The following is a 16,867-nucleotide window of genomic DNA, read 5'->3' on the forward strand; positions in this document are numbered from 1 at the left end:
CTGGCAGCAGATGTCACGTGTATTACGGCCAACCATGCTTTAATAAAGGAATGGAAAACATGACAGAAACTTCGAAGCTATTGGTTAGTGACCGCTGCGACGTTTGCGGAGCTCAGGCATACATGCGAGTTCAGCTAGCAGGCGGAGAGTTGCTGTTTTGTGCACACCACGGAAATGCCAACAAGGCAAAACTAGAGCCAATCACTCTAGGATGGCACGACCAAAGCGCTGACCTAAACCAGGCCTAGACCAAGCCTTAGAAAAACTGCCAGCTACAAGAATCTTGAGCGGCATTGTTCAGGCACTTTATTTAGCGATGAGTCGGCGCCAGTTCTCTAATGCTTTCGACCCAGTTCTTCATCTTCGGTTCCCAATCGGCCGAGGTGCCACCGCAGGCAAGAAGCATCTGGTCCAGCAGAGTTGGGTTCTTAGCCAGAATAGGCCCGAACAGCGTTGTCGCAATAAAGTCGCCGTTCCGAACGAAATCTAGGTCCAGTATCGAGCTATTTCGATAACCGAGAACCGGTCCGGCCTCATCTGTAACTAGAGTCCTGAACTCGCTGACGACAGATCCCCGTTTTGGAGTTTCAAGCCAATCCACCTCAGAGGCAAGAAGCTCATAGCTTGAACCAATAACCAGAGTTGGCAGTCCATTTGCGTGTCTGGCCTGAAGGGCTGGGGCTAAATCTAAAAGCTCTTTCCCGTATTGTCGAAGTGTCGCGCGACTTGCATCGCCCACTAGGACAAAGTCAGCCGATGCCATTTCACTAACCTCATCAAATGAGACGGATTGCTGGCCTAGAAAGAACTTCAGGACCGATAAGTTCCCCTGATCACCGTTGTTGTCAAAATATTCCTTATGAAAACTAAAAAAACGAGTCACTTGGCTAGCCCCCAATGTCTTCTCACGCGACGCATTGCATCTGCGCTAAACAAGACAGTATGCCCCGTCCCTGATAGCGCTAGGAAACTGTCTGCCGCAGCGCTAGCATCTTGAATCACAGCGCCAACCTCAACGCCGGCAAAGGCCAATCGCAGAGACAGTTCATGCGCGTTGAAACCTCCAACGATGTCTACCCTTTTCACTCTTGAAAAATCGACTGTCCACAGCCAACTCGGATCATGAATGTCTCGCCCGGCCATAAACATGAGTGGAGTCTGGTCCGGCAGCAGCTCATCGAGGTTCAACTGGAAACTAGTCGGATTCTGAACCAAGCGGATAGTCACGTCGACGCCGGCAACTTCAACTCTTTCGTTTCGAGCAAAGACTGGTTTTAGTTCCATGAGTACAGCACGAATAATGCTCTCGGACGGCTCAATCAATTGATACAAGGCGGCCACAGCGGCCGACAGGTTCAGCGCCTGATGCTCTGGCAAACTCGTTGTTTCAAATCTAGTCTCAGCCTCTGAGTGCAAGACAATGCCGCCATGCCCGACTTCGGCGAAAACCGGAATAGTCGGGTGAGAACCGAAATTCAAGGCGTAAACCGCCTTTGGAGTGTTGACTGTCCCCCTCGACACCCCGAACCCAAAGACAGGGATTTCGAATTCCAACTGAGCCAGATTCTTATCATCCACGTTTAGGACGACTGCCTTTGCTGCCGAACCTATTTGTTTCAGCATTGCAATGACATCATCAGGATCACTGAATCTATCTAGTTGATCCGAAAGCACGTTGGTCAGTACCGCTAATCGAACCTCGAGTTCCCTAGCTAGGACTGCACCGTGACCCTCGTCTAATTCCAACACCGCTATGTCACAGTCCAACTGTCCACGCCAATTACTCTGCTTCAACACCGACGCAACAAGGCCCTGCCTAATGTTCGCTGTGCTGCTATTAGTAAAGACGCGAAGACCGTGTGTTTCCAGCAAGGTGACTAAGTAGCTAGTTGTCGAGGACTTTCCCGCTGAACCGGATACGACAACCAGGCCATGATCCAGAGCGCGAAGAGCATTCGAGAGAAGATTTGGGTCTAATTTATTTGCTACTACTCCTGGAAGTGCTGAGCCTCCACCTGGCCGGACTAAACGAACGAGAAAACGCAAAAACTTCCCGATCAAGACCGCCAGGATGGCACGCATTTAACCGTCCAGGTAGTCGCGAAGAAGTTGTGATCTAGAAGGGTGTCGAAGCTTCGACATCGTCTTGGATTCGATTTGCCTGATGCGCTCTCTAGTCACGCCAAATTTTTCACCGATCTGGTCAAGAGTCATCTGCACTCCATCACCCAGACCGAATCGAGAGCGAATAACCCCAGCCTCACGAGGATGCAAGCTGTCCAATACCCGCTCTAGTTCCTGTTGAAGCATCGTGAAACCAACAGCGTCCGCTGGCACAACTGCCTCGGTGTCCTCAATCAGGTCACCGAATTCGCTGTCGCCATCCTCTCCCAAAGGAGTAGAAAGTGAGATTGGCTCCCTGCCGTACTTTTGGACCTCTACAACCTTTTCAGGCGTCATGTCTAATTCAGCGGCCAATTCATCTGGAGTCGGTTCTCTACCAAGGTCTTGAAGCAACTGACGCTGAACTCGTGCCAGCTTGTTGATTACCTCAACCATGTGAACTGGGATACGAATAGTGCGCGCCTGATCTGCCATCGCGCGAGTAATTGCTTGCCTGATCCACCAAGTCGCGTAGGTGGAGAACTTAAAGCCCTTGGTGTAGTCGAATTTCTCTACTGCACGAATCAAGCCGAGGTTTCCCTCTTGAATTAGGTCCAGGAACTGCATACCTCGTCCTGTATAACGCTTCGCCAGTGAGACGACCAGACGAAGGTTTGCCTCCAAAAGGTGAGACTTTGAGCGCTTTCCGTCCTTAACGACCCAGTTCAAGTCTCTGCGATCAGCAGGCGCGAGCTTGCTTTCGGTCGCAAGTTTATCCTCGGCGAACAAGCCGGCCTCGATACGCTTCGCGAGTTCAACTTCCAACTCCGCGTTTAGCAGAGCGACTTTACCGATCTGCTTCAGGTAATCCTTGACAGGATCGGCCGTAGCTCCGGTGATTGCAAGATTTTGAACTGGAATGTCGTCTTCGTCATCGTTGATGACCAGAGCACCCTTAGGTAGCTCAATGGCTGCAGTTATTGGGTCCAAGTCGGCATCCAGGCTCAGATCAACAGCTGAAGTCGCCTCCGAGACAATATCCTCCACGGAGTCATCCTTCTTAGCCCTTGGCTTCGCAGCCGTCTTCTTCACAGCAGCCTTAGCTGGTGCGGTGGTAGGCGTTTTTGCAGCAGCCTTAGCTGGCTTGACCGTTGCCTTCTTAGGCTCAGCCTTAGCGACACCTTCTGGTGTGATTTCCTTGGCTTTCGCCTTTGACACTGTTGCGATGATAGACCTCGCTCTTGGGCAGACTTTAAACCCTTGTCAAGTCTTGCGACCTGAAAGGGTTTCGAACAGCAAGTATGCCACTTATTGTTGCTGTGTGTATCAAGATAAGACAATTTCTAGGGATTTTATTCCTCGGTGTCAGTATTTTTTCTCATAGTCGAAAGGTAATTCTCTAGCTCTTCCGTGAGCTCGTCAACACTGCGAGGCTCCCCCGAAGGTTTACTAATTGGAGCCCTCGACGGACCAGAGCCACCGCTTGCGTAACCAGCTTCAAGAGTTTGCACCAATTTACTTAATTCCGGATTGTCCTCAATTTGGCCCTTGACCTTGGCTTCAAACTTTCCCGCATCGTCCCTTAGCTGATCCGATGGGAATACCAGCCCGGTCGCGGCGCTAATTAGCTCGAGTCCGGTAATCGCAGCATTTGGCACCTCGTTGTCAGCTAAATAGTGAGGAACCAAAAGCACAAACCCAGCAGTGTTCACATTCTGAGCGCTCAACCGAAATTCAAGAAGGTGTGTCACATTGCCTGGAACCTGAGTCTGCGGTTTCCACTCTGAAAATCTCTCGATCATGTCCTTACGATTTCCAGAAACGGTCACACCAACGGGTCTTGTATGAGGAATCGGGAATGGAATGGAATGAACCCACGTGAAATTTGACACCTGGAAGCGTTGAATAATTTCAAGGAGGCTGGCAGCGAATGCCTCCCACTTCAAATCTGGCTCGTAGCCCTCCAAAAGCAAAAAGGGTTGTTGTGCTTCGTCGAACACGAGATGGACTGATAGCGACGGTGGCTCGTAAGACTCAATGTGATCTTTTTCAAAAAAGAGAGCCGGTCGCCTAGATCGATAATCTAAAAACTCGTCGTTGTCAAAGCTCAGCACCAATTCGTGATTAAGTTCCGAAAAAAAGTGATCAGACAGCTGAGAAATGGTCGACCCCGAATCGCTGAACCCAGATATCAACGCAACCATCGGCAGTCCAGATGGAATCTCGGCATGTGTAAATTCTTCGTATAGCGGGTTCACCCTTAAAGAGTAACCGACCTAAACTTAGGAACATGCAAAACATCACATTGACCTCAACCCGAACAAACACATTTACTCATCTGGCAGTTCCCAAGACTGCGGGTAATTCAGAAGCCGACTGGTTCGAGTCCTCTGAAACTGACGCTCTTCTCAAATACGGCTCATCAGCAAAGCTGGAGAGCGCTACCCGGGTACCTGGAGCAGATGTGGTTTTGCTAGTAATAGGGTGTGGCGACGCAATCAATTACAGAAATTACGCGGCCGCAGCGGTTAGGGCCTCAAAAGGGATTGCCCACCTAAGTATTGATTTGTCCCAAGCAAGCGCGGAAGAATTATTGCTGGCTGCGGAAGGATGCCTTCTGGGTATGGACACACCGTCTAAGTATAAAATCCTCCTCAGACCTCTTGGCAATTGAGCTTGTAGTCGATGAGAAGCTCCTCGGAACAGACATCTCCGAATCCCTGAACCTCGCCAGCCGCATAGTGCAGGCAAGGCAGATAATCAATACGCCGGCCAATGACTTATGGCCCGAAAAACTGGCGGAGATTTGCATTACCGCCAGTTCTGGACTCCCGCTGGAGATAGAAGTCTGGGACGAGGAAAGATTAGCCAAGGAAAACTGCGGCGGAATCCTAGGCGTCGGACAAGGATCAGAGCGTCCGCCGAGACTCATAAAGATGACCTATCGAGGCGGCGGAAAGCACCTAGGACTAGTTGGCAAGGGGATCACCTTTGACACTGGCGGTCTCTCCTTGAAGCCAGCCGAATCCATGGTGGGAATGAAATACGACATGGCGGGAGCTGCAACAGTAATGGCGGCGGTTCTTGCAATTGCTGAGCAAAAATTGGCGCTGGACGTGACGGCGATACTCTGCGTTGCTGAAAACATGCCTTCCGGGCAAGCAACAAGACCTGGCGACGTGTTGACCATGAGAAATGGCAAGACTGTTGAAGTACTAAACACCGACGCCGAAGGCAGATTAGTAATGGCAGATGGTCTTTCATTACTTACCGAGATGAACGTCGACCACATCGTCGATGTCGCTACTTTGACCGGAGCCGCCACGATCGCCCTCGGGAACCGGTATGCCGGCGTAATGGGGCACGGCGAAGCAGTCAGCCTGATTCGAACGGCGGCTGTCGAATCAGACGAGCTGATGTGGGAGATGCCCTTGCCAGCCGAACTGAGGCCCCTTCTAGATTCGGACCTTGCAGACCTGACGAACGTAAAGATTGGAAACCGGGCCGGTGGAATGCTTATTGCTGGCTGGTTTCTGAGCGAGTTCGTGAATCCCGACGCATCTTGGGCGCACTTAGACATTGCCGGTCCAGCGAATAATGACGGTGGCCCTTTCGCTTCCACCCCGAAGGGTGCATCAGGGGTGGCTATTCGCACGCTTGTGCAAATGGCCAAGAACTTGAGTTCTAGCTAAGTAGTAGACTTGGGCTAATAAGCCGCGTTTTTTGGAGTGAATATTGACAGAGCATAATTTTGACCTTGTAATCCTTGGCAGCGGAAGCGGTGGCTATGCGGCCGCCCTGCGTGCAGCCCAACTAGGACTGTCAGTCGCCCTCATCGAACGAGACAAACTTGGTGGTACCTGCCTTCACTATGGCTGTATCCCAACAAAGGCGCTCCTTCACTCGGCCGAAGTAGCAGATACCACGAAGGAATCGGCTCACTTCGGAGTAAATGCAACCTTCCAGAACATCGACATGGTTCAGGTGAATAAGTACCGGGATTCCATCGTTGACAAGCTCTACAAGGGCTTGACTGGTCTTGTGGCCTCAAAGAACATAACCTCAGTCCAGGGAGAAGGTCACCTAACTGGACCAAAATCAATCACGGTGGGCACCGAGGTTTACACCGGAACAAATGTTCTTCTTGCTACGGGTTCGGTTGCAAAAACCTTGGGCGTCGAAATCAAGGGACGAGTAATAACTAGCAACCAGGTCCTACAAATGGACTGGGTTCCGGCCAAGGTTGCGATCCTTGGAGGCGGCGTCATTGGCGTCGAATTCGCTTCCATTTGGAGGTCGTTCGGAGCTGAAGTCACCATCATTGAAGGCTTTGACCGACTTGTGCCCAACGAAGACCCCGCAATGAGTAAGGGTCTCGAGCGAGCCTTCAAGAAGCGCGGTATGGAGCTGAAGCTTGGAAACAAGTTCAGCGAAGTAACCCAGGATGAAAATGGCGTTGTAGTCACACTGGAAAACGGCGACAGCGTTGCCGCTGACCTTCTTCTAGTAGCTGTCGGTCGCGGTCCTAACGCCACAGGCTTCGGATTCGAGGAGCAAGGAATCACGATGGATCGTGGATTCGTTCTCACTGATGAACGCCTCCAGACAAACCTGCCGGGCGTTTTTGCCGTCGGAGACATGACGCCTGGGCTGCAGCTTGCGCACCGCGGCTTTATGCAAGGAATTTTCGTGGCCGAGGAAATTGCCGGTCTGAAGCCAGTCGTTGTGGACCAAATGGGAATCCCGCGTGTAACTTACTGCGAGCCTGAAATCGCCTCAGTGGGACTAACCGAGGCCCAAGCCAAAGAGAAGTTCGGCGCGGATAAGATTTCCATCTACGAGTACAACTTGGCCGGTAACGGCAAGAGCAACATCCTCGGGACTGCGGGCGTCATCAAGCTGATTCGCGAGGTAGACGGTCCAGTCATCGGATTCCACATGATCGGCTCACGAGCAGGCGAGCAGATTGGTGAAGCACAGCTAATCATCAACTGGGAAGCATATCCGGAAGATGTAGCACCGCTGATCCACGCACACCCAACAATGAACGAGGCTATTGGCGAGGCGCACCTCGCGCTAGCTGGTAAGCCACTTCACGCCCACGCATAGCCAAGAACTCTAGAGATAGGTATCCAAGATGAGCGAAGTAACCCTTCCAGCATTGGGCGAATCTGTTACCGAAGGTACAGTCACACGATGGCTTAAGAACGTCGGCGACACAGTAGCCATCGATGAGCCGTTAGTAGAGGTTTCTACAGACAAAGTAGACACCGAAATCCCATCGCCCTTCGCCGGCACTCTCACTCAAATCATGGTCCAGGAAGACGAGACGGTTGCCGTTGGCGCTGTTCTTGCCATCGTTGGCGAGGCAGCAGCCGCAGCTTCTGCCGAGGTTGCCCCTTCAACTCCTGAAGAGGCTGCTCCTGTTGCTTCTACTGCTCCTGTTGAACCCGAAGCCGCTGCGCCGGTAGCCACTCCACCAGTAGCCGCTGCGCCTGTTGCTCCTGTAGCCACTCCACCAGTAGCCGCTGCGCCTGTTGCTCCTGTAGCCACTCCACCAGTAGCCGCTGCGCCTGTTGCTCCTGTAGCCACTCCACCAGTAGCCGCTGCGCCTGTTGCTCCTGCACCTGCTCCGGTAGCCGCTGCGCCTGCTGCGCCTGTAGCCGCCGCGCCTACCCCACCGTCATCTCCGGCTGCGGGAACTGGAACGGAAGAGACTGCCAGCGACCCAAATTACGTAACGCCAATCGTCCGGAAACTTGCATCGGAGCTGGGAATAGACCTCGGAACCATTAGAGGATCCGGCGTCGGCGGCCGAATCAGAAAAGAAGATCTAACTGCGCCAACTTCGAAGGTCGTGCCGGCCTCTGCCCACACGAGCGCGGAGGCATCACCGCTTAGGGGTACCACAGTACCTATGTCACGACTCAGAAAAGTACTGTCCGAGCGTGCAGTTGCGTCGATGCAACAGAGCGCTCAGCTGACATCCGTTGTTGAAGTGGACGTAACAAAAATCGCCGAGATGAGACAGCGCGTACAAGCCGAGTTCACCCAGAAAGCCGGAACAAAGCTTTCCTTTATGCCGTTCTTCACTCTTGCGGCGGCAGAGGCTCTAGCGGCGAACCCAATAATTAATGCGACCGTCGAAGATACCAACATTGTGTATCACGGTTCAGACCACATCGCATTTGCTGTTGACACCGAAAGAGGGTTGCTCACACCAGTCATAAAGGACGCAGCGAGCATGTCGATCGCCACAATGGCGAAGGTAATTGCCGATATGGCCGAGCGCACAAGAACCAACAAACTCACACCAGACGAACTTTCCGGCGGAACCTTCACGCTGACGAATACTGGTAGCCGTGGAGCCTTGTTTGATACTCCAGTTGTCTTCTTGCCACAGTCAGCTATCTTGGGCACCGGCGTCGTAACAAAGCGTGCAGCGGTTGTGAAAGATGCTGATGGCAATGACACCATTGGCATACGCTCAATGGTCTACTTGGCTCTCAGTTACGACCACAGGATTATTGACGGCGCAGACGCGTCCCGCTACCTAATGCAGGTGAAGTCAAGGCTTGAGGCTGGCAATTTTGAAGCCAATCTCGGCATCTAGATGAAGATGGGTGAACTCCTTAGTAATGCCTGAATTTGAAAGAGTTGGACTAAACCCCAACTTTGTGGATTACCGCTCAGGCATGGAGATGCAGCTCAAGACCCATGCCGAAGTTGCAGCAAACATGAGGCCGAACACAGTCCTCCTTCTCGAGCACAAAAGCGTCTACACAGCAGGTAAGCGAACCGAGAAACACGAGCTTCCGAATGATGGTTCCGAATTTATCGAAACAAACCGGGGCGGAAAAATAACTTGGCACGGCCCAGGGCAGCTTATTGGCTACCCAATTATGCACCTTCCTCAACCAATCGATGTGGTTGGATACGTCCGATGGCTGGAGGGAGTTCTTATCAATGTTGCAGCCGAGTTTGGCGTTGCAGGAGAGCGCGTTGAAGGCCGAACTGGAGTCTGGGTAAATACCGAAGGGGGCTTCCAGAAGCTCGCGGCCATCGGGATTCGAGTTAGCGAAAAAGTAACCATGCACGGCTTTGCCCTCAACTGCAACAACTCACTCGACCCCTTCGATCACATAATTGCTTGCGGTATAGACGACGCAAAGGCGACAACTTTGTCCAAACTTGCTGGAATCGATATCACGCCAGCTCAAGCAGCTACGCTTGTAGAGCAGCAGATGGGAGAAATACCGAATGTCAGAAGCTAAACCAGAGCGCAAACTGCTCCGACTGGAAGTTCGTAACAGTGAGGTTCCCATCGAGAGAAAACCCGATTGGATAAGAACTACAGCCAAAATGGGGCCTGAGTATCAAAAACTGCAAAGTCTTGTGAAGGAAAAAGAACTCCACACTGTTTGTCAAGAGGCCGGTTGCCCAAATATTTTCGAATGTTGGGAAGATCGAGAAGCGACATTCCTCATTGGCGGAAGCCAGTGCACCAGAAGGTGCGATTTCTGCCAAATTGACACAGGCAAGCCAGCCGCCTTCGACGCGGATGAGCCTCGACGAGTTGGCTCCTCAGTCAAGCAAATGAACCTCCGCTATGCAACGGTCACCGGAGTTGCTCGAGATGACCTTCCCGATGAGGGTGCTTGGCTTTACGCCGAAACAATACGACAGATTAAAAAGCAGTCACCGGGAACCGGAGTCGAAATACTCATTCCAGACTTCTCAGGTCGACCAGAGCTTCTGCAAAAAGTATTTGACACCAAACCACAAGTATTTGCACACAACGTCGAGACAGTGCCCCGAATCTTCAAGAGGATTAGGCCAGCGTTCACTTACGATCGCTCTTTAGATGTTCTAAGCCAAGGCAGAGAAGCCGGAATGGTAACTAAATCCAATTTGATTTTGGGTATGGGTGAAGAAATTCCAGAGGTGCTTCAAGCCCTTCAGGACTTACACGATGCCGGAACAGACATCATTACAATCACTCAGTACCTAAGGCCTTCCCCAAGACACCACCCGGTTGAACGCTGGGTCAAGCCTCAGGAATTCGTCGAGCTTTCACAGGCCGCCGAGGAAATAGGCTACCTAGGAGTCCTAGCCGGTCCATTGGTTCGATCAAGTTACCGCGCCGGAAGGCTTTGGGCCAAGTCGATGATGGCTAAGGGCCGCGAGATCCCTCAAGAACTTGAGCATCTGGCGGACAAAGTCGAGTTTGCGCAAGCAAGCGCAGTAGCCTGACTAAACTAATTCCCGTGGCTAAAGACAAGAAAACCCCAGGACGCTTCCGACAGCTTTGGCGCGTTTATAAGACGACAGCTAAATCTGACCCGACTTCGGCATGGCTCGCAGCTCTGACATTACTGGTGTCCATTGCAGTCGGTCTAGGTGTCGGGGTATTGACCGGCGATGGAAATGTCTTCACGTTGGTGTTGTGGGGCCTATCCGGATTCATAACCGGAGTACTTTTGGCAATGATCGTCATGAGCAAGAAGGCCGAAAAGAACGCCTACATGCAAATCGAAGGTCAAGCAGGGGCCGTTGGTGCAGTGTTGGACTCACAAATAAAGCGCGGCTGGAGGACTTCCTCGATGCCAGTAGCCGTCAACGCCAAGACACGAGAAGCTATTTACCGAATGATAGGGCGCCCCGGGGTGGTCCTTATTTCAGAGGGTTCATCAGCCCGAGTTCAGCAAATGCTTGATGATGAAGCAAGAAAAGTTCTGAGGTCAGCACCCGGCGCGGCGGTTCACAAAGTGAAGGTGACTGTAGACGACTCCGGAGTGAGAATCTATCGACTGCTAAAGCATGTTTACAAGCTTCCCAAGTCTCTAAGTCGTGGCGAAGTAAATGCAGTATCAAACAGACTTGCTGCTCTAGGCGCACACGCCTCTGTTCCGATTCCAAAAGGAATTGATCCCAATCGAGTTAGAGCTCCAAAGCGCAAAGGTTAACATTTCCGAAACATAGATTCGTTATCTTTACAGCTGAGTAAGTAGAAATACCCGTAATTACCCAAGAGAGGTACCTCAATGTTCAAAACAGCCTCAGAGGCGCTGCAGTACATCAAGGAACACGACATCAAGTTTGTGGACGTTCGATTCACTGATATGCCCGGAGTGCAACAGCACTTCAACCTGCCAGTTTCTCAAATTGATGAAGAATTTTTTGCAATTGGACAGCTGTTTGACGCCTCCTCAATTCGCGGATTCGCTTCCATTCACGAGAGTGACATGCAGCTGATTCCGGATGTCACAACAGCGTGGGAAGACCCATTCCGAGTCGAAAAGACTCTGATCATGAACTTTGACATCTACAACCCGCGGAATGGTGAGCTGTACCACCGCGACCCACGCCAGGTAGCTCACAAGGCCGAGCGCTATCTGCAGTCGACCGGAATTGCCGACACCGCGTTTTTCGCCCCTGAGGCTGAGTTTTTCATTTTTGACGACGTTCGCTACGAAGTGAAGTCAAACACCGCTTTCCACATCGTTGACTCGATCGAAGGCGCTTGGAACTCCGCTAGGGAAGAAGAAGGTGGAAACCTAGGAAACAAGACTCCTTATAAGGGTGGCTATTTCCCAGTTTCCCCCGTGGACCACTTGGCCGATATCCGCGACGCAATCGTGTTGGAGCTAGAAGACGCAGGATTGAGTGTTGAGCGAAGCCACCACGAAGTCGGAACTGCTGGACAATGTGAAATCAACTATCGCTTTGACACATTAGTTAAGTCCGCGGACGATCTTCTGAAGTTCAAGTACATCGTGAAAAATGTTGCTCATCAGTACGGCAAGACAGCAACCTTCATGCCCAAGCCATTGTTTAACGACAACGGGTCTGGCATGCACGTTCACCAGTCGCTCTGGAAAGACGGCAAGCCGCTGTTTTATGACGAGGCTGGCTACGGTTCCCTCTCCGATCTAGCCCGTTGGTACATCGGTGGAATCTTGAAGCACGCACCAAGCTTGCTTGCCTTCACCAACCCTTCTATCAACTCATACCATCGCTTGGTACCCGGCTTTGAGGCTCCAGTAAATCTCGTGTACTCCGCTGGAAACCGATCTGCCGCCATTCGTATCCCTATGACTGGTTCGAACCCAAAGGCTAAGCGAATCGAGTTCAGGGCTCCAGATAGTTCTGGAAACCCTTACTTGGCTTTCGCCGCGCAGCTAATGGCTGGCCTGGATGGAATTAAAAACCGTATCGAACCGCATGAGCCAGTTGATAAGGATCTTTACGAGCTACCTCCAGAGGAAGCCAAGATGATCCCTCAAGTTCCTGCGGATCTAGAGTCTGTCTTGAAGGCGCTAGAGGCGGATCACGACTACCTCATGGAAGGCAACGTCTTCACAAAGGACCTTATTGAGAACTGGATCGACTACAAGCGCGAGAAAGAGATAAAGCCAATGGCGCAGCGACCTCATCCTTACGAGTTCGAGCTTTACTACGGAGTGTAAGACTTATCTGCATCAGAAAAAGCCGGGTGGATTTTCCACCCGGCTTTTTCTATTCCAAAAATAACTTCTGAAAAACTGCTCTTGAGCGCCTCGTCACAGCGAGATATCGCTCTTCAAGCTCGGTAGCTGAGCCAGGCTCGAACTCTAAAATTCGTGCGAGCGCCTCAAGCTTATTCCTGTCAATCGGAAGCTCGTCGGATGCCTTATCCAAGGCAAGAACTTGGGCACTGCGCACTCGACTCGCCATAATCCATGCATCTTCCAACACGTGCGAATCAGCGTCGTCAATGTGTCCCAGCTTGACTAGAGATGCCAAAGTGTCAAGTGTCGTGAGGCTTCGCAGCTCGGGATTGTTCCCGGCGTATCTCAACTGCATCAACTGGATAAGCCATTCCACATCACTAATTGCGCCAGGTCCAAGCTTCAGGTGTCTATTTGCGACGATACCTTTCGGAAGCCTTTCGTTTTCAACTCTCGCCTTGACCACACGCACAGACACAAGCTGCTTATTTGAGAGCTCTTCAGGATAGCGATACTTGTCGATGAGGTTTGTGAATGAATCTCTTAGGCCTCGAGATCCGAACATAGGACGTGCGCGAAGAAGAGCTTGAAACTCCCAGGTCTCCGCCCACTTTTGGTAGTAACCCTCGTATGCGTTGAGTGATTTGATGCGCGGGCCATTTTTACCTTCGGGGCGTAAGTCGAGATCTAACTCGAACTCTAAAATTGGGTCCTTGACTAGCCCTATAAATTCCCCGGTAAGAACTTCGGCCTTGCTCTGAGCATTCGGACCATCGTCGCTGTAGACAAGCATCACATCAGCGTCTGAACCAAAGCCAAGTTCTTGACCTCCAAGGCGACCCATTGCCACGATGCTCACGTCCAGGTCAATGTCGGACTTGCGTCCAGCAATGATAAGCATTGACCCTAGATAAATCTCCGTGACTTCACTGAGCGCCATCGCAACTTGACGCACCTTTAGATTGCCGAGAGTCGACCCAATAGCAATCCTTAGGAACTCCCTACGGCGGATAAACTTCAGTCCTTCGGCGGCTTTTTCAAACCCTAAGTTCCTGGCCAAAAATGATGCCACCTCAGCCTCTAAAGAGGTCCTGTTAGTGGGTTGAAGCTTGGATTCGTCCGCAAACCAGGCCGTTGATTCCGGCGTGTACTCAAGCAGTCGCGAAATGTAGACGGAGTTCGACAGTGCTTGCATAAGCCGCTCTGCGGCACCCGAAGAGTCACGAAGCATCTTTAGGAACCAGTGCTTATCACCCAACAATTCGCTGAGCCTTCTGAAGCTCAATAAAGCTCCATCCGGATTCATACCTTCGGCCATCCAGCGCAGCAGGACCGGAAGAAGAGAGCGTTGAATAGTAGCACCGCGTGACATCCCTAGACTCAAGGCCTTTAGGTGGCGCATGGCGCCCTTGGGATCTGTGAATCCAAGAGAAACTAGACGGCTCTCAGTCTCGCTGGCAGTTAGCGAAATTTCACCCGGCGAAAGCGCGGCTGTTGCCGCCAATAAGGGCCGGAAAAAGATCGTATCGTGGAGACTTGCAATCTCCTGGCGACTGTTCGCCCAAATCACACGAAGATCTTCGGCGCTAAGACGAGGATTGACACCACGCGCAATTCTTCTAAGATCTGAAGAATCGGTTGGCACCAAATGAGCCCTTCGAAGCTTTACCAGTTGAAGCCTGTGCTCGATAACCCGAAGCAAGCGATATTGGCTCTGCAGCTCCAACGCGTCATCTCGGCCCAAAAGCCCGGCCTCGGCTAGAGCGTGAATTGCAGGAAATGTGCCCGAGTCTCGAAGGGTCTCGTCGACAACGCCATGAACCAGCTGAAGAAGCTGAATGGTGAATTCGACATCGCGAAGTCCTCCGCGGCCTAGCTTTATGTTGAGCTCTTTCTCCTCCGAGGGGATTTGTTCAATGACACGCTTACGCATTTGCCTGGCGTGCTGAACCAGATTTGAGCGCTCTCTGTCACCCCAAATTTGGGACTTCACCTCCAGAAGGTATTGCTCTCCAAGCTCTTGGTCACCAGCTGCGAACCTGGCCTTTAGTAGCGCCTGGAACTCCCACGGTTCAGCCCATTTGTTGTAGTGGGCCGCATGAGCGGCAACCGTTCTGACAAGCGCCCCATTTTTGCCCTCGGGCCTAAGGTTCGGATCAACCTCCCAAAGTCCAGGTTCCATAGCTGCCTCGTTGATAACCAAACCCAACCTCTGCGCCAATTGAGTCGCCGTTGCAATCGCATATTCCTCTGGACCCCCAGCAACATAAATGACATCAACGTCGCTCACGTAGTTCAGTTCATCCGCACCTGTTTTGCCCATCGCGATAATCGATAATTTAGTATTCTCAGATTTTTCTTGGGAAATTCTTCCGTCTGCCAGTAACTCCGACCTTGCCACCGACAACGCTGCATCCAAGGCTGCATCGGCGAGCCTGCTCAAGGCCTGGGTGACCGCAACGACACCGTCAGACGGATTTGACTGCCCCAAGTCCCAATCGGCTATTGCTAGAAGCATGCTGCGATACGACACACGAAGATCGAGTCTTGATTCACAATTGAGAGAAAAAGTTGATGGAAGTGATTGAGCCTTGCTAAAAAGTGACAGTTCAGAAGGATGACGCGTGAGATATTCTGCCAAACCGTCAGATGCACCGAGAATTGCTATTAACCGCTTCGGGCCTGACGACTCAGCAAGCGCCTTCTGAATAAGTTTCGGGTGGTTCCTTGAAAGCTCCAGGAGTTGCGTCAGAGCCCTATCCGGAGACGCAGACGTTTCAAAAGCCGATTCGCACCGCTGGTAGCTTGAGCCAAGAACATTCTCTAGTTCAACCAAGTTTTCCCTGGCAACGCTCAGCGACTCAAAACCCAGTCGAACTATGTCACTTAGTGAAGTGACTCTACCGATAACCATTTAGAGAGTTTTTAGGTTTTGATCAATCTCATACGGAGTCACCTGGGCGCGATAATCGGCCCATTCGTTGCGCTTGTTAGCAAGCACGAAGTTGAATACCGACTCCCCCAAGACCTCGGCGGCAAGCTCGGAGCCCTCAAGCTTTTTGATGGCGTGGTCCAGTGACTGAGGAAGAGCCTCTATGCCCATTGCACGACGCTCCTGGTAAGACAAAGTCCAAACGTCCTGCTCAGTCTCATCCTCAAGCTGATATTCATTCTCAATGCCCTTCAGCCCTGCAGCCAACAGCAGAGAATAAGCAAGATATGGGTTCGCGGCAGAATCCATTGCGCGATATTCAATTCTCGTGCTTTGGGACTTTTCCGGCTTGTGAAGTGGAACGCGAACTAGGGCACTTCTATTGTTGTGGCCCCAGCTGACGTAGCTTGGAGCCTCACCACCGCCCCAGAGCCTCTTATAGCTGTTCACATACTGATTCGTGACCAGAGTTATCTCAGGGGCGTGACGAAGAATTCCGGCCATGAACTGCCTAGCGGTGTTTGACAGGTGGTACTTGGCGGCGGGGTCAAAGAATGCATTCTTGTCTCCCTCAAAAAGCGAGAAATGAGTGTGCATTCCGGAACCGGGGTGGTTAGTGAAAGGCTTTGGCATGAAGGTTGCATAGACACCCTGCTCTATGGCCACCTCTTTGATTACAGTCCGGAAAGTCATTATGTTGTCGGCCATTGTTAGCGCGTCAGCATATCTCAAGTCAATTTCGTTTTGTCCCGGACCGCCCTCGTGGTGGGAGAACTCAACCGAGATACCCAGCTGCTCAAGCATGGTTACGGCTCTTCTTCTAAAGTCATGAGCCGTGCCTCCAGGCACGTTGTCGAAATAGCCGGCATTATCAACTGGAACGGGTTCCCCAGAGGCGTCAACACTGCTCGACTTTAAAAGGTAGAACTCAATTTCAGGGTGAACGTAAAAACTAAAGCCCATGGATGCGGCCTTTGCCAGCGTCCTGCGCAAAACATTTCGTGGGTCGGCAGCTGCAGGCTGTCCATCGGGGGTTGCAATGTCGCAGAACATCCTTGCCGCGGGATCAACCGTCCCCCTCCATGGAAGAATCTGGAAAGTCGCAGGATCCGGGATCGCCAGCATGTCCGCTTCAGAGTTTCTGGCGAGCCCCTCTATGGAGGAACCATCAAAACCTATGCCCTCTGCGAAGGCGCCCTCTATCTCTGCAGGGGCAACAGCCACCGATTTCAGAGACCCGGCAACGTCCGTAAACCAGAGGCGGATGAACTTAACACCGCGCTCTTCAATGGTTCTTAACACAAACTCTTGCTGCTTGTCCATATTTCCTCCTGACACTGGT

15 protein-coding genes are annotated in these 16,867 nt (G+C 51.8%); 9 read left to right on the forward strand and 6 right to left on the reverse strand.

Features of this window, described 5'->3' with window-relative positions:
• The first annotated feature begins 59 nt into the window (after window positions 1–59).
• Entirely contained in the window at window positions 60–248 is a 189-nt protein-coding gene (locus tag ABXT50_RS03655; RefSeq protein WP_415273556.1) for a hypothetical protein, read from the forward strand.
• A gap of 62 nt (window positions 249–310) precedes the next feature.
• Here ABXT50_RS03655 and ABXT50_RS03660 read toward each other — a convergent pair whose 3' ends face one another.
• The 4 genes from ABXT50_RS03660 to ABXT50_RS03675 form a co-directional block, all read right to left on the reverse strand.
• Window positions 311–883 carry a hypothetical protein gene (locus tag ABXT50_RS03660; RefSeq protein ID WP_415273557.1) on the reverse strand — a complete coding sequence of 191 codons (573 nt, stop codon included), beginning with the start codon at window positions 881–883 and terminating at the stop codon, window positions 311–313.
• The gene (locus ABXT50_RS03665) at window positions 880–2,082 is read right to left on the reverse strand and encodes a MurT ligase domain-containing protein (RefSeq protein ID WP_415273558.1); all 1,203 of its coding nucleotides are present in this window, start codon (window positions 2,080–2,082) and stop codon (window positions 880–882) included. Before ABXT50_RS03665 ends, ABXT50_RS03660 begins: the two co-directional genes overlap by 4 nt.
• The gene (locus tag ABXT50_RS03670) at window positions 2,083–3,321 is read right to left on the reverse strand and encodes an RNA polymerase sigma factor (protein ID WP_415273559.1); all 1,239 of its coding nucleotides are present in this window, start codon (window positions 3,319–3,321) and stop codon (window positions 2,083–2,085) included. It abuts the gene before it with no gap.
• A 134-nt stretch (window positions 3,322–3,455) separates the two neighbouring features.
• Entirely contained in the window at window positions 3,456–4,361 is a 906-nt protein-coding gene (locus ABXT50_RS03675) for a proteasome assembly chaperone family protein (RefSeq protein WP_415273560.1), read from the reverse strand.
• Between the two features lie 32 nt (window positions 4,362–4,393).
• Here ABXT50_RS03675 and ABXT50_RS03680 point away from each other — a divergent pair, with 32 nt between their 5' ends.
• The 8 genes from ABXT50_RS03680 to glnA (ABXT50_RS03715) all read left to right on the forward strand — a co-directional run bounded on the left by ABXT50_RS03680 (window position 4,394) and on the right by glnA (ABXT50_RS03715) (window position 12,572).
• Complete coding sequence (locus tag ABXT50_RS03680) at window positions 4,394–4,777, forward strand: hypothetical protein (protein WP_415273561.1); 384 nt, start codon at window positions 4,394–4,396, stop codon at window positions 4,775–4,777.
• Entirely contained in the window at window positions 4,767–5,795 is a 1,029-nt protein-coding gene (locus tag ABXT50_RS03685) for a leucyl aminopeptidase (protein WP_415273562.1), read from the forward strand. Before ABXT50_RS03680 ends, ABXT50_RS03685 begins: the two co-directional genes overlap by 11 nt.
• A gap of 43 nt (window positions 5,796–5,838) precedes the next feature.
• Window positions 5,839–7,212 carry a dihydrolipoyl dehydrogenase gene (gene lpdA, locus ABXT50_RS03690; protein WP_415273563.1) on the forward strand — a complete coding sequence of 458 codons (1,374 nt, stop codon included), beginning with the start codon at window positions 5,839–5,841 and terminating at the stop codon, window positions 7,210–7,212.
• 28 nt (window positions 7,213–7,240) lie between these two features.
• A complete protein-coding gene (locus ABXT50_RS03695; RefSeq protein ID WP_415273564.1) occupies window positions 7,241–8,716 on the forward strand; it encodes a 2-oxo acid dehydrogenase subunit E2 in 1,476 nt (491 codons plus the stop codon).
• Window positions 8,717–8,726: 10 nt separating this feature from the next.
• Window positions 8,727–9,377, forward strand: a complete 651-nt coding sequence (gene lipB / locus ABXT50_RS03700) for a lipoyl(octanoyl) transferase LipB (RefSeq protein WP_415273565.1) — start codon at window positions 8,727–8,729, stop codon at window positions 9,375–9,377.
• Complete coding sequence (gene lipA / locus ABXT50_RS03705; RefSeq protein WP_415273566.1) at window positions 9,364–10,356, forward strand: lipoyl synthase; 993 nt, start codon at window positions 9,364–9,366, stop codon at window positions 10,354–10,356. The genes lipB and lipA overlap by 14 nt, the downstream gene beginning before the upstream one ends.
• A 14-nt stretch (window positions 10,357–10,370) precedes the next feature.
• Window positions 10,371–11,069 carry a DUF4191 domain-containing protein gene (locus ABXT50_RS03710; protein ID WP_415273567.1) on the forward strand — a complete coding sequence of 233 codons (699 nt, stop codon included), beginning with the start codon at window positions 10,371–10,373 and terminating at the stop codon, window positions 11,067–11,069.
• 78 nt (window positions 11,070–11,147) lie between these two features.
• Entirely contained in the window at window positions 11,148–12,572 is a 1,425-nt protein-coding gene (gene glnA, locus ABXT50_RS03715; RefSeq protein WP_415273568.1) for a type I glutamate--ammonia ligase, read from the forward strand.
• A gap of 49 nt (window positions 12,573–12,621) precedes the next feature.
• On the opposite strand, the gene ABXT50_RS03720 is transcribed toward glnA (ABXT50_RS03715), so the two are convergent.
• Entirely contained in the window at window positions 12,622–15,507 is a 2,886-nt protein-coding gene (locus ABXT50_RS03720; RefSeq protein WP_415273569.1) for a bifunctional [glutamine synthetase] adenylyltransferase/[glutamine synthetase]-adenylyl-L-tyrosine phosphorylase, read from the reverse strand.
• Complete coding sequence (glnA, locus tag ABXT50_RS03725; RefSeq protein ID WP_415274802.1) at window positions 15,508–16,848, reverse strand: type I glutamate--ammonia ligase; 1,341 nt, start codon at window positions 16,846–16,848, stop codon at window positions 15,508–15,510. It abuts the gene before it with no gap.
• Window positions 16,849–16,867: the final 19 nt, after the last annotated feature.

It is taken from the genome of Aquiluna sp. Uisw_065 (genome assembly GCF_047731275.1).
GTDB lineage: Bacteria > Actinomycetota > Actinomycetes > Actinomycetales > Microbacteriaceae > Aquiluna.